Origin of the sequence: Pedobacter sp. MC2016-24, from assembly GCF_015223055.1 — a bacterium.
Lineage (GTDB): Bacteria > Bacteroidota > Bacteroidia > Sphingobacteriales > Sphingobacteriaceae > Pedobacter.
Map to the genome: position 1 here is coordinate 84,402 of NZ_JADFBX010000012.1, position 13,752 is coordinate 98,153.

The following is a 13,752-nucleotide window of genomic DNA, read 5'->3' on the forward strand; positions in this document are numbered from 1 at the left end:
TTTTAAAAAGAACTGACCAGGTAACCATTGACAAAATCACAATACACCACCTAAACATTTAAAATATGATATTTAAAAAGCAATTATTAGTAACTAGAAAGGGATATCTTCTGATATTCGGTGCCTTCCTGCTTTTTCAGGTTGTAGCCTGTAGCAAATTTGGTTCAACTCCCGGAGTCGAGATCATTAGTAGTTCGACAACGAACTTGAAATTAGTCATAGTTGGTGGCAACAATCAAACCGCCTTGCCTGGAGCAACGCTTTTTGATTCACTTACGGTTAAGGTAGTAGACCAGGCCAACAACCCCGTTGCAGGCACCCAGGTAATTTTTAATAAGCTGGATAGTAACAGTGTCATTTCTGCTACGGAAGGCGTTAGCGATCAGGATGGCAATTTAAAAATCCAGCTGGCTATTGGAAGTATGAGTACTGGAAGCCACAATACGGTCTCGGCAAGTTTAAAATTATTTCCGGGCGTTAAAGTGAGTTTCTCTACAAAAGTGGTCAGTAGTACTGAAATTGATGATTGGCTGGCCGACCATGCACAGGTGGCAAATGCAATCATATGGCCCACACAACAGCGTACAAATTTGCCGTACAACCAATGGAATGCCACGCAAAAAACTGAATTGTACTGGTTTTTTGAGAAAGCCAGACGAGACTGGACGACAGTGGTGAATGTTCCAACCCCACCTGAAGACCATCATACGGGTACGAATATAGTTGTACTCTATAGTCCAAGGGAAACGTGGTTGCTTTATCTGGACAATATTGCCACGAGTCTCCATTTGGAAATGGATCACATTGTCAGCTGGAGTGTTCTGGATTATAATGCTGCTGAACTGAAGCTGATCTTTGACGGGAATGTATTTTATACGCCACTTACGAATGGTCGCAATCTCTACGCGATATTAATGCCGGAAGCTGTGTATAATTCTACAATACCTGAACCCGGAACTTATTTGCGTTCTTTTATGAAGGAAATCGGTGCCATAAAGAGTACCAGGTTGGCCACTATTGGCGCACTCTTAAACTGGAGTAAAGATCTGTACCATTTCGGTGGCGCATTGGAGCTCAGTAATATGTATAACCATTGGCAGTATGGTGGGGTTTTGCCCAGCAGGATAATTAACGGTACCACTGTACAAAATAATAACCAGTTCGGACACTTCACTGCAGGTTGCCATGGCACCACGTCGTTTCTGAAAATAGTCCTGAGGGCGTTAAACATCCCTGTAAAAATAGTATTGAGCCCAGATAGACACAGTCAAGCTTATTTTGTTAAGGAGGCATTATATATGGCTCATGGTGATGATCCTTACAATTTTTTCTCCCGGATAACACCCCTGGTATCATTGGAGCATATCTTAATTGATGAGGCAACCTACAATAGTTGGTTTAGGACGACCCCATCGAAAAGTGCTAGTTTTGGTATTGCCGCTTTTGGTGTAAAAAACCTGTCGAATAACCTGATCTATCAACGTGCCCAGGAACCGGTAAACACCGCACATGCTACCAGTAAGGTTTATAACGCTTTGAAACTTTATTATACTTTACAGGAATTGGAAAACATGCAAATATGGAATAGGCTAGATGCCAAGATAGATAGCCTGGGCGGACGGACCAATATACCAGCAGCTTTAATTGACAGGTATAATTAGACTGGAAATATTATGGTTGTGCCCGGATTCACGTTCGGGCATGCCTTTTTTTGGTCAGGCTTCAGAATAAGAGTAGTGTACTCAGATGGAAAAGTCCCCTAAAAAGGTAATGTAGAATAAAGTTTATAAGGTAAGTTTTTGTGGTATTTTATTTAAATCCGTTATTTTAGCCTTCCGAAATCTACTTTACTTATGAATGATCCAGTGATGCGCCTGAATGCTGAGCAATTAAACCACATACTTTCATTTACCAATATTGCAACCGCTATACATCACGGTGAGGAGGCCCGGATTGAATTTGCCAATGAACCCATGTTGAGGATTTGGGGCAGAGGTCGCGAGGTTATCGGTAAAGGTTTGGTGGAAGCCATGCCGGAACTTACTGATCAGCCCTTCGGGGAGATGTTCGCCCGGGTCTGGCGTGAGGGAATAACGATTTCCGGAAATGATACACCCGCAGAACTTTCCATTGATGGCGAGCGTAAGACTTTTTATTTCGATTTCGAATACCGTGCTGTCAAGAATGAACATGGTGAGGTTACCGGCGTTCTGCATACGGCTACGGATGTGACTGAGCGTTATCTGAACAGGCGAGAACTGGAAATGGCAGCCCAGAACCGTGAGCTGCTCATTCGGGAGCAGGCGCTCAATGAGGAACTTGCGGCATCTAACGAAGAACTCAATGCCATCAATGAAGAACTCCAGACCAGCCGGGAAGACCTGGCGCGGCTGAATCAGGATTTAGAATCGATGGTTCAGGATCGCGTGAAGGCATTTACTGAAAGCGAGGAGCGGTTCAGGTCGATGGCCGATAACACCGATATACTGGTGGCCGTAAGTGATCAAAATGCAAAACGGTTTTACTTCAACAAAGCCTGGTCTTTACTCAGCGGGAGAACTTCAAGCGAGCTCAACGAAAAAGGATGGTATGATCTGATTCATGAGCGGGACAGGTCAAGGTTTCTTACCATTCATCAGGCGGCATTTGAAAAGCGCATCTCCTATACCGACGAGTTTCGGATTCTGGGAGCGGGGGGAGCTTACCACTGGCTGTTAAAAAAAGGTACACCGAGATTTCTGTCAGATGGAACATTTGCCGGGTACATCAGCTCTTGTGTAGACATCACCCAGCGGAAACTGGATGAAGTGAAGCTCCAGGATCTCAACGAAGAGTTGGCGGCTTCCAACGAAGAGTTTGCTGCGCTGAACGAGGAACTGGCAACTACAAATGAAGAGCTTGCTGCCTCCTATGATGAATTGTTCCTCAGCGAATCGAGGTTTCGCAACCTGATTAAACAAGCCCCGGTTGCTATCTGCATCATTCGTGCGGGGGACTTGATGATCACTGAAGTTAATCATGAATATTTAAAATTGGTTGGCAAAACAAGCGAGCAGCTTGAAGCACATACCATCTGGGACGCGGTGGCAGAAGCGGCGGAGGTTTATGCGCCAGTGATGCAGCAGGTGATCGAAACTGGTGTAGCCTTCCATGCGCAGGAACACGAAGTGGTATTGGTTCGAAAAGGCATCGATGAAACCTTATATATCGATTTCGTATACGAACCGGTTACTGATCACAAAGGGAGCGTGACTTCGATTATGGTGGTGGGGAATGACGTGACGGATAAAGTGATCGCCCGCCGGAAAATAGAGGATGTAGAGGAGCGGAGCCGTCTTGCAATTGAAGCGGCGGAGATTGGAACGTATGAATTGAGTTATATTGATCAGTCCCTGACTGCTTCTGAGCGTTTCAACGAGATCTTCGGGGTGGATACTCCGGTATCAAGGAAACAAGTACTGGCCACTTACCATCCACTGGATGCAGGTCTGAGTGAAGAGGCTCATGCCGTAGCCAGCAAAACGGGTAAATTGTTTTACGAAACGCGGCTTTTGCTTCCGGATAATTCCATAAAGTGGGTACGTGTGCAAGGGAATGTGCATCGTGATAGCGAGGGTAATCTCAAAAAGTTACTGGGTACAGTGATCGACATTACAGAATTCAAGCGTCTTCAACAGCAGAAAGACGATTTTATTTCCATCGCCAGTCACGAACTCAAAACGCCGATTACTAGCTTGAAAGCTTCTTTGCAGCTTCTGGAAAGGATGAAGGCCAATCCAACAGCCTTACTGCCCAGACTGGTTGAACAGTGTAGCAGGAGCATGGAAAAGATTACAGAGCTGGTCGACGATCTGTTGAACGTGACCAAAATCAAGGAGGGGCAAGTCATGCTGAATAAAAAGAAATTCAGTATAGATCGGCTAATAAACGATTGTTGCTCGCATGCAAGGCAGCTTGGAAAGCAGGAGTTGGTGGTTGAGGGTGTCAGGGATCTGCAAATCATTGCTGACGAACACCGGATCGAGCAGGTCATTAGTAACTTTATAACAAACGCCGTTAAATACGCACCAAACAGCAGGGAGATCTTTTTAACGATTGAAAACCTGGGAGATTCGGTAAAATTGTCCTTGAGGGATACCGGGCCGGGAATTCCGGCTAATAAACTGCCGCATTTGTTTGACCGTTATTTCAGGGCTGATGAATCGGGGATACAGGTATCCGGTCTGGGCTTAGGTCTTTATATCAGTGCAGATATTGTCCACCGACACGGGGGGCAGATTGGCGTGGATAGCATTGAAGGTGTAGGAACAACTTTTTGGTTCACATTGCCACAATTAGATTAATTCGTCTTTCAGAAGATACTCCGCTGTTTACCGGATAGGCGGGAACGCTTGTCATAAGTTTTCTATAAAAAATGGTAACTGCACATGATTTCGTGTGCAGTTACTAGCTGTTCAGCTCACTAAGAATTATTTCCACCTTCTAAAACAAGCCGCTCCCAATTTTCATGTGCTATAGCTTCTTTCTCAGCTTGAGATATTGAGGCTTGTTCTAAAAATGTGCGGGCACCCTTTTCACGACAGCTTTGATAAGGCCAATCTTGGGAAAACATCATTCGTTCGACGCCTACAATCTCAATGGTTCGGGAAAAGTAGTGCTGACTGAAAATACCGCTTGGTGTGTAGTAGACGTTTTGTTTGAAGTAGTCAGCGATGGGCCGTTCCAGTTTGAGGCCCGCATGGTTGAGTTGTGCAATGCGATCCAGATAGAATAGGACTACTTCGCCCCAGTGGCCGACAATTACCTGAAGGTTGGGGTAACGGTCAAAGACTCCGGTAAGTACCATGCGCAGGAGTTGTATACCAGTCTCGTAATGCCAGCCAATGGCCCCCATGGAAAGCATGATATCGGCAATCTGACCTATGCCAGAATAATAAGCATCGCGTACCCCCGGTGGGGGAAGCTGGGGATGGATATAAAGCGGCACGTGTAGTGCCTCTGCAGCTTCATAGATTGGATTAAAGTCACGGTGATCCATATTACGCTCATGGACACGTCCATTTAAAAGTGCACCCTTGAGTCCAAGGTCCTGCACAGTGCGTTGTAACTCTTTTGCAGCTGCAATTGGTGAGGGAACAGGAAGGGTAGCAAACCCATCGAAGCGATCTGGTCGGTTTGCAATAGCGCCAGTGAGGATATCGTTAAAATCTCTCGCAACTGCTATTGAATCGGCTGGTTTAAAATTCTGAACACCAGGTGAGGGCAGGGACAATACCTGCACGTCAATGCCGGCATCGTCCATTGCCTGAATGCGAATATCTTCCAGATCTTCCAATTGTCTGGCATATTGGTGACCGTTCATGGAGACTGTAAAGTCTTGAATTGTAGCAGTTGCCTCCCAGGCTTCGCTTACCTGGGGAGGTACAAAATGTTCTTCTAAAGCTATTATTTTCATTGTTTTTTTAGATAATTTGGTTTTTGCGTACCTCAACCAATGTGTTGCGCTAAAAATTGAGCAGTGCGTTCGTCAGCTATTCTTGCCGTCTCTTCCGATCTACGTTTGCCCAGCGCACATGCAAATCCATGATGTTGTCCCGGATAGTCGTAGATTGTGATTTGCCCGTTGCCATCGAATGCAGCATGGATCTGGTCTTGAATTTCCGGACCAACATGCTCATCGAACTCAGGCATATGTAACATGAGTGGGTTTCTGATGGCATCTTTTTCACTCAACATACGCTCAATTTGTACACCATAATAAGAAACTGCTGCATCGATATCAGTACGGGCTGAGGCAAATGCGGCCATTCGTCCACCAAGACAATATCCGATCAGGCCAATTTTCGCCTTATTGCCTACAATCTCGCGGGCTTTGTTGATTGTACGCTGTACGTCATGTACCCCCTTATCTGTATTGAAGCGAATCACCACATCCACAGAACGTTTCATGGTTGAGGTTATGTCAGGATCTAATTCCATGCCTGGATCGAGACGCCAGAAAAGATCGGGTGCAATAGCCAGATAACCGCTCTGGGCTAAAAGATCGCAGCGCCAGCGAATGTCTGTATCTACCCCGAAAATTTCCTGGATAACGATAATTGCGCCCCGGGGTCTACCATCGGGCTCGGCTACATAGACGTTGAACTTGCCTACGCCATCGTAGGATTGTATCTTTGTTGTAAAACTCATCATTAAATTGTTAAACCGTACCACATGGTACGGTTTAACAAACGTACTACATAGTACGGTTAAAAGCAAATAAAAAATATGTCAAAAGAATTGCAACAAGAAGCCCGTCGTAAAATGATCATAGAAATAGCTGGAAAACACTTCCTTGATTACGGTTATGGTGCTACTACGATGTCTGCAATTGCTTCAGCTTATGGTGGCTCAAAAGAAACCTTATGGCGCTACTTCCCTAATAAAGAAGTTCTTTTTGCAGCATATATCGAGCATGCTACGGCATCATTTCGCGGAAAATTAGCACCACACTTAAAATCGGACAAACCTTTAGCGCAATCGCTTAGAGACTTTGCAAAGCACTATATTGATGAAATTTGCTCGACAGAATCGATTGATTTGCATCGGCTTGCTGTTGGTGAGAGTGCGCGTTTCCCGGAAGTGGGAAGGTTGTTTTATGAACGCGCGCCTAAAGCTACTGAGGAGTTACTCGAAAACTTTTTAGAAACACAAATGAGCATTGGGAAATTACCTTCAGCAGATGCGGGCAGGGCTGCCAGAACACTTATTCAACTCTGTATGATGGCACGATATCCAGTCATTTTTTGTATTGACAAAGCTTCAAGTATTGATTCAACCGAATTGGCTCGTATGAGCGTCTTGGACTTCATGACCATTTATGGATAAGCTTAAAACACCTAAGCTTGAAAAATCTTTAGCTTGCTTTGCCCTTTATTTTAATAATCACTTTGGGAATTACCTAAAAATAAAATCGTTTAGTTATTATTGCATTGGGGTAAAATTATATGTCTTCAGAATCAGATCCAGTTAGAACCAGCAATCCAATCCATCTGAGTGAACGCAGCGCATTTGAATTGATTTACCATGGCTTTTACCATCCTTTATGTTTTTATGCGACAAAATTTGTAGGTGCTGAAGCTGAAGATATCATTGAAAACCTATTCGTGAAACTCTGGGATAAAAAGCAAATATTTGAAAATCATACGCACCTCAAAGCCTTTCTATACCGTTCCACAAGAAATGCATGTCTGAATTACCTGAAGTGGAATAAAAGACAATATGTCTCTGTTGAGGAGATAGGGGAAAACACCCTAGTTGAAGATAATGACCAATTAAGTACCATCATTCAGGCAGAAATCATGGCTGAAATATACCGTGCGGTGCATCAACTTCCTTCGCAATGCAGTAAAGTCATTGCCATGAGTTTTCTGGAAAGCTTTAGCAATACAGAAATTGCTCAGGAGTTGGATTTATCAGAGCAAACTGTGAAAAACCTCAAAGTTTTAGGTTTAAAGATCTTGAAAACCAAATTATCCGGCCGTGCATTTAGTTTCTTTTTGCTCGCATTCTGGATCAGTTGAAAATAATTACAAATTCTTCGGTACTTTTTACACCTATGGTTGTATTGTCTCTATAACAGGTTACATATGACGATAGAAGAAGCGCTGTATATAGAACGCATTATGGTCTTGCTTGCGAAAAAGCACAGCAATGAGTTGACTGAAAGCGAACATCTGGAACTCAGCGAATGGCTTGAAGCTGACGAGAAAAATATCCGTGTGGTTAAAGATATCGAAAAAGGAGATTTTACGTTTCGGGTGTTGAAAGACTGGAGGCCAGAAGATGCAACTGCGTCACTGCAACGCATAAACCAACGCATTTACGGCAAACCTGCAAGAAAGTTATGGCAAGTGGTGGCTGTAGCTGCAACGATTGCAATCGTACTATTTGGCGCAGGACTATTTTATTTCCAAAATAAGAATAAGCAGGAAAAAGCAGCATTTGCCAGTCAAAAAGATATTCTGCCAGGACGCTACGGCGGTGCTACCCTGACACTGGCAAACGGAGAAAAAATTAGGATTACAGACGCAAAGGCAGGAGATATTGCCAATCAACAAGGTGTAAAAATATCCAAAACAGCAGACGGACAAATCCTTTATGAAATCGCCGGTACAAAATTGGGAAATACTGAATTTAATACGCTAAGCACTGCCTGTGGTGAGCAGGCTCAGGTGAAGCTGCCGGACGGGACCCTGGTATTTTTGAATGCCGCATCATCTTTAGCCTATCCTACAACCTTTAAAGGGTTAAGTACCAGGGAAACATCTTTGAAAGGCGAAGCTTATTTTCAGGTCGCTAAAGACAAAAAGCATCCTTTCATCGTCAAAACAAAGAATCAGCAGGTGGAAGTTCTTGGAACCCGGTTCAATATTAATGCCTACGACGATGACCATACGAACATCACAAAAACCACGTTGGAAGAAGGCTCTGTGAAGGTCAGCGCCGGAGAAAAAGAGCTGACAATTATTCCTGGCGAACAAGCGAGCATTCAAAACAATAAAATAGCAGTAATCAAAGCTGATCTGGAGGAAGTGCTGGCATGGAAAAATGGCTATTTCAGGTTTAACGGCGAAAAAATCACCAGTATCATGACTAAGCTTTCCAGGTGGTATAACATTGATGTCGTCTATCTGGGCCCGCCTACAGATGAAACTTTCACGGGTACTGTTTCCAGTGATAAAAACCTGGGCCAGGCCCTAAAAATCCTGCAGAATACAAATGGCGTCAAATTTAAAGTCGAGGGAAGGAGGGTCACTGTTATGCCCTAGTGCATAGGATAAAGACGACCTGACAAAAAAAGTCATCCTGGTTGGAGCCGGGATGACTAAAAGTCTGGATCGATTAATTAATTATCAACCAAGCTTAGCCCTCCATCGCAAAATTACAGGCTAAACTTACTAAACCAAACTAAACAAATGTACGAATTTTACAAGGAAAAATTGTGCATGCCACTGGCCTGCACAAGAACAATGCTATTAACTATGAAGTTCACGTTTTTTCTATTGATCACAGTTATTATGCAGGTAAGCGCGAATTCTTACGGGCAGAAAGTGACTTTGTCAGAAAAAAATGCGCGATTGGAGCATATCTTCAATAAGATAAGGGTGCAGACTGGTTACGATTTTATGTTTTCCGGGTCAACGATGAGAGATACCAAAACAGTAAGCATCAATGTTCGTGACGCTGAACTGAAAACCGTTCTTGATCAGTTGTTAACCAACCAACCTTTAACTTTCAAAATTGAGGACCGCTCGGTAGTTATCACCAGAAAAAGCTTAAAAGAGACAGTCAAAAATACCACTGCTGACCTGGCCGCTATCCTGTCTGGAAAGGTGGTAAATGAGCAGGGGCTGCCATTACCGGGGGTGACAGTTACCATCATACCAGAAGACAAGACCAAAAAAACGTTAAGTTTTTTTATAAACAACAGCGGAGCCTTATTTACTTTAAACGTTGAACAAAACGATCTGCTCCAATTTTCCTTCATCGGCTACAAAACCCAGGAGCATCTGGTGTCGGGCTTAAAACAGCCTGTCACTATCAAAATGGTGTCAGCAGTTGGTTCTCTGGACGAAATACAAGTTATCGCCTACGGTACGACCAGCCGGAGGCTGAGTACTGGTGCAGTTTCATCAATCACGGCGGAAGAGATTGCTAAACAGCCCGTATCGAATCCTTTACTTGCGCTCCAGGGCAGGGTATCTGGTGCTGTGATTACCCAGAATTCAGGTTTGCCGGGAGGTTATGTGGATGTGCTCATTCGGGGCGCCTCTTCGATTTCGTCCGGTACAACACCCTTATTTGTGATTGACGGTGTACCCTTCAATACCGGTGCCCCGGCTTCGGTCAATGGTGCAGGTTTCAATGAAGTGAGTGGTATAGCTGCGCCCTCCGTTAGGCTTAGCCCCTTTAGCATCATCAACCCCGATGACATTGAAAGGATTGACATTCTTAAAGATGCCGATGCGACAGCTATTTTCGGAACCAAAGGTGCAAACGGCGCGGTGATGATCACGACCAAGAGGGCAAAACAAGGCAAAACACAGCTGAGCGTCAATCTGCAGCAAGGTTTTGGCGAAGTAGCTCACTTTATTCCGATCCTTAACCTGGAACAGTACCTGAACATCAGGCACCAGGCCTTAAAAAATGACGGTCTGACTCCCAATGCGTCCAATGCGCCTGACCTCCTGAGCTGGAACCAAAACGAAGGCGTTGACTGGCAAAGGAAATACATGGGCGGCACCGCACAATACACCAACATTAACGCCACCCTTCAGGGCGGCGATGCCAGAACGCGTATGCTGCTGAGTACGGGTTATAACAGACAAACGCCGGTTAGCCCCGGCAGGCAAAGCGACCAGCGTGCCAGTGCCAGACTCAATGTGGAACACAATTCCCTGGACAAGAAATTCAATGCAGTGGCCAATATCAATTATGGCTACAACCATTCAGATATGCGTACGAGCGATTTTTCACAGTTTGTATTTATGCCGCCAAACAGACCATTGTATAATGCAGACGGCAGTATAAACTGGGCAACGATCCAAAACCCGGAAGCCAGTTTACTGAAACGGTACCTGGGCAGCACGAATTCCCTGACCAGTAGCCTCAACTTACGTTACATCCTGATGTCAGGATTGGAACTTCAGGTCAATTCCGGGTTTAATAAAAGTAATACCAATCAAAACCAGCAGAGTCCGGCCATTTCAGAAAGCCCACGTAATGCTGTTCCAACCAATGACGCCAACTTTGGTCTTATCGACAACCAGTTCTATAGTGTAGAACCACAACTCAACTTTAACAGAAAAATTGGTGGGGGAGACCTCAGCCTGCTTATTGGGACAACCTTTCAAAATACCGCTTTCGTATCCACGAGCATCAATGCCCGTCAATACATCAATGGACAACTACTTGGCGCCATTACCGGAGCAGCAAATTACAGACTCACTGGCAACAACACCGTGTACAAGTATAACTCCGTGTTTACACGCCTCAACTACAACTGGCAACAAAAGTACATCATCAACGGAATCCTCAGGCGGGATGGATCATCACGTTTCGGATCGGACTATAGTTTTGGTAACTTTGGATCGATCGGTGGTGCCTGGATTTTCACCAACGAGGATTTCCTGAAAAACAAAAAATCCTTTCTTTCCTTCGGAAAATTGAAGGCCAACTGGGGCGTTACCGGTAATGATTTAATTTCGGATTACCTGTACTTACCCCTGTTTAAGCCTTCAAATGTATACCAGGGACAGACCACGCTGGCATCAGTCAATCCGGCAAACGAAAAAATCCGTTGGGAAACTACTCAGAAACTTGACCTGGGCATTGACCTGGGCTTTTTTAATGACCGAATGCTGCTTAACGCCAACTACTATTATAATCGGTCGAACAATCAACTGGGGATGCTATCGCTGCCTGTCAGTACTGGTTATAGCGGGTATATGGCTAATTTTCCGGCCAGAATTGACATGCAGGGACTAGAATTTGAACTGAACACCACGAATGTAAAAAGTAAAAACTTCAACTGGAAAACGTCGCTCAACCTGACCATCCCACGCAGTAAGATTGTGAGTGTCTCTGCTGATTTCACCGGTGCGGCTACCCTGCCTATTGGCTATCCCCTGAGTCAGTTCCAGGGTTATATCTTCGATAGTATTGATCCGGATACAGGGATCCCGTTGTTTCGTACAGCAGCCGGCGGAACGACTGCTACACCAACGATGGGTGACCTGCAATGGTACGGAAACACCTTGCCGAAAGCCTACGGCGGTATCGGAAATGATTTTCAATATCAGGGATTTACGCTGAGTTTCTTCATTCAGGTGATGCAACAGGATGGCCAGACAATGCCGAAACCAGGAAGCATTGGAACTGCTACAAATTTGCCTGCCCAGTTTGCATCAGGTGTATGGCAAAACTCTGGCGATATTGCAACCTTTCCCAAAGCTTCTACCGGTTTAACGGCTTATTCGTTTTTAGGTAGCTCCAACTTTGGTTTTGGCGACAATACCTTTGCTAAACTCAGGAACATTAGCCTGGCTTATGCCTTGCCGGCACAGTGGACGAAAAGTGTGCATGTTACCAATGCCCGGATTTTTGCCAATGCACAAAATGTGTACACCTGGACGAAAGCCAAATATCTGTTTGATCCGGAAACGGGTTCAGCTACTCCGCCTTTAAGAATGATCACCTTCGGGCTGAACCTTTCTTTATAACCTAATCTTAAAAGAACATGAAACCAGCAAATAAAATATATCTAAATCTTGTGTTTTTCAGCTGCATACTTGCTGTGCTGCATCTGAGTTCCTGCAAGAAATACATTGATGTACCTGCACCAAAAATGAGCCTCGAGGCTGATAAGGTATTTTCAGATTCGGCAGCTACCTTAAGCAGTGTACTTCAACTCTACGACAGAGAAGTGATGGAGGTGCTCAACATTTATCCATCTCTTTCCGCAGACGAGGTGATCATGCCCCCGGCAAGTATCTGGAATTCTTTCTTCAACGCAGCCAATATGCAAGGGAATACCCTGAGCGTAATTGCTGACGGAGCGCTGAATGGTTTCAGCGTTGGCGCCCGTATTTACCAACCCTTGTATCAGAAAATCAATACGGCCAACCTTTGCATAGCGGGAATAAGTAGTTCTAACGCATATGGAGTAGCTAATAAAAACCAATTGATCGGCGAGTGTAAATTCTGGAGGGCCTGGAGCTACTTTTATCTGCTGAACCTATTCGGCAACGTGCCCTTAAACCTCAGCCCGGTTCTGGAAACCAATAAGACCTTATCCAATGCCCCGACCGCAGAAATCTACAAACAGATCATCGAAGACCTGACAGATGCGAGAAACAGACTGTCTGCCACCAATATGAGTACTGAAAAAATAAGAGTAAACAAAGCGGCTGTAACAGCAATGCTGGCCAGGGTTTACTTCTTTCAGCAAAATTGGCCCGCAGCTTATTCTGAAGCCAATACATTGCTGACTTCTACTAACTATACCCTGGAGTCCGATCTGGCTACTGTATTTTTGAAAACCAGTAGGGAAACTATTTTTCAAATACAAACGGTGAACAGTGGTGCAACGGCTTTGACAGGCGTAACACAAATACCGGGATTTTTTGCACCCTTGTCCGGCGTATTGCTGACTTCCTATGCCAATGCCAACCTGATATCCGCCTTTCAAACGGGAGACCTGCGCAAATCCAAGTGGATAGCCAACTTCCTCGACTTTAATACCTTTCAATCGTATAGCTATCCGTCCAAATACAAGCTAAACAACGCTTCAGTTTCCGGGAACGAGTACATTGTGATGTTTCGCCTGGCAGAGCTTTACCTGATCCGCGCGGAGGCGGCCGCAAACCTGGATAGGCTGGCGGAAGCAGAAGAAGATTTATTCACCGTAAGGAAAAGAGCTGGCCTTAGTACCAGGCTGGCCTTGCCAGATCTTCCTACAGCACTTACTGCATTGGAACGGGAAAGAAGGTTGGAACTGTTTACTGAATATGGAGACCGCTGGCTGAACCTGAAACGGACAGGCCGCATCCATACGGTATTGCCGGTGACTAAAGCTGGCACTGTGCCGGGTTACAAATGGGAACCTTATCAGGCACTTTATCCGATTCCCTCACAGGAAGTCTTTGCCAACAGAAACCTCAAGCAAAATCCGGGATACTAAACCAGGTATTTCTATTTCTTAAAACACAT

At 44.8% G+C, this 13,752-nt stretch carries 9 protein-coding genes; 7 read left to right on the top strand and 2 right to left on the bottom strand.

All coding sequences use genetic code 11. The annotated features are described in order from the left end of the window. The first annotated feature begins 65 nt into the window (after positions 1–65). On the top strand, positions 66–1,661 hold the full coding sequence (locus IM797_RS21615) for an Ig-like domain-containing protein (RefSeq protein WP_194129279.1): 1,596 nt from the start codon (positions 66–68) through the stop codon (positions 1,659–1,661). Positions 1,662–1,853: 192 nt separating this feature from the next. Next, a complete protein-coding gene (locus IM797_RS21620) occupies positions 1,854–4,343 on the top strand; it encodes a PAS domain S-box protein (RefSeq protein ID WP_194129280.1) in 2,490 nt (829 codons plus the stop codon). Between the two features lie 119 nt (positions 4,344–4,462). Here the strand turns inward: IM797_RS21620 and IM797_RS21625 are convergent, their stop codons facing one another. Beyond that, positions 4,463–5,455 carry an amidohydrolase family protein gene (locus IM797_RS21625; protein WP_194129281.1) on the bottom strand — a complete coding sequence of 331 codons (993 nt, stop codon included), beginning with the start codon at positions 5,453–5,455 and terminating at the stop codon, positions 4,463–4,465. A gap of 32 nt (positions 5,456–5,487) precedes the next feature. After that, a complete protein-coding gene (locus tag IM797_RS21630) occupies positions 5,488–6,192 on the bottom strand; it encodes a dienelactone hydrolase family protein (RefSeq protein WP_228099027.1) in 705 nt (234 codons plus the stop codon). 75 nt (positions 6,193–6,267) lie between these two features. Between IM797_RS21630 and IM797_RS21635 the strand changes: the two genes are divergently transcribed. The 5 genes from IM797_RS21635 (at position 6,268) to IM797_RS21655 (ending at position 13,723) form a co-directional block, all read left to right on the top strand. Continuing rightward, a complete protein-coding gene (locus IM797_RS21635) occupies positions 6,268–6,867 on the top strand; it encodes a TetR/AcrR family transcriptional regulator (RefSeq protein ID WP_194129282.1) in 600 nt (199 codons plus the stop codon). A gap of 119 nt (positions 6,868–6,986) precedes the next feature. After that, positions 6,987–7,562 carry an RNA polymerase sigma-70 factor gene (locus IM797_RS21640; RefSeq protein WP_194129283.1) on the top strand — a complete coding sequence of 192 codons (576 nt, stop codon included), beginning with the start codon at positions 6,987–6,989 and terminating at the stop codon, positions 7,560–7,562. 66 nt (positions 7,563–7,628) lie between these two features. Further along, on the top strand, positions 7,629–8,810 hold the full coding sequence (locus tag IM797_RS21645; protein WP_194129284.1) for a FecR family protein: 1,182 nt from the start codon (positions 7,629–7,631) through the stop codon (positions 8,808–8,810). 213 nt (positions 8,811–9,023) lie between these two features. Next, complete coding sequence (locus IM797_RS21650) at positions 9,024–12,263, top strand: SusC/RagA family TonB-linked outer membrane protein (protein ID WP_194129285.1); 3,240 nt, start codon at positions 9,024–9,026, stop codon at positions 12,261–12,263. A gap of 17 nt (positions 12,264–12,280) precedes the next feature. Continuing rightward, positions 12,281–13,723, top strand: coding sequence for a RagB/SusD family nutrient uptake outer membrane protein (locus IM797_RS21655; protein ID WP_194129286.1), 1,443 nt, complete (start codon positions 12,281–12,283; stop codon positions 13,721–13,723). The last annotated feature ends 29 nt before the right edge of the window (positions 13,724–13,752 follow it).

Bases quoted from the DNA above. Each gene is read 5' to 3' on its own strand.
- IM797_RS21615 (WP_194129279.1), top strand. From the start codon at position 66: ATGATATTTAAAAAGCAATTATTAGTAACTAGAAAGGGATATCTTCTG.
- IM797_RS21620 (WP_194129280.1), top strand. From the start codon at position 1,854: ATGAATGATCCAGTGATGCGCCTGAATGCTGAGCAATTAAACCACATA.
- IM797_RS21625 (WP_194129281.1), bottom strand. From the start codon at position 5,455: ATGAAAATAATAGCTTTAGAAGAACATTTTGTACCTCCCCAGGTAAGC.
- IM797_RS21630 (WP_228099027.1), bottom strand. From the start codon at position 6,192: ATGATGAGTTTTACAACAAAGATACAATCCTACGATGGCGTAGGCAAG.
- IM797_RS21635 (WP_194129282.1), top strand. From the start codon at position 6,268: ATGTCAAAAGAATTGCAACAAGAAGCCCGTCGTAAAATGATCATAGAA.
- IM797_RS21640 (WP_194129283.1), top strand. From the start codon at position 6,987: ATGTCTTCAGAATCAGATCCAGTTAGAACCAGCAATCCAATCCATCTG.
- IM797_RS21645 (WP_194129284.1), top strand. From the start codon at position 7,629: ATGACGATAGAAGAAGCGCTGTATATAGAACGCATTATGGTCTTGCTT.
- IM797_RS21650 (WP_194129285.1), top strand. From the start codon at position 9,024: ATGAAGTTCACGTTTTTTCTATTGATCACAGTTATTATGCAGGTAAGC.
- IM797_RS21655 (WP_194129286.1), top strand. From the start codon at position 12,281: ATGAAACCAGCAAATAAAATATATCTAAATCTTGTGTTTTTCAGCTGC.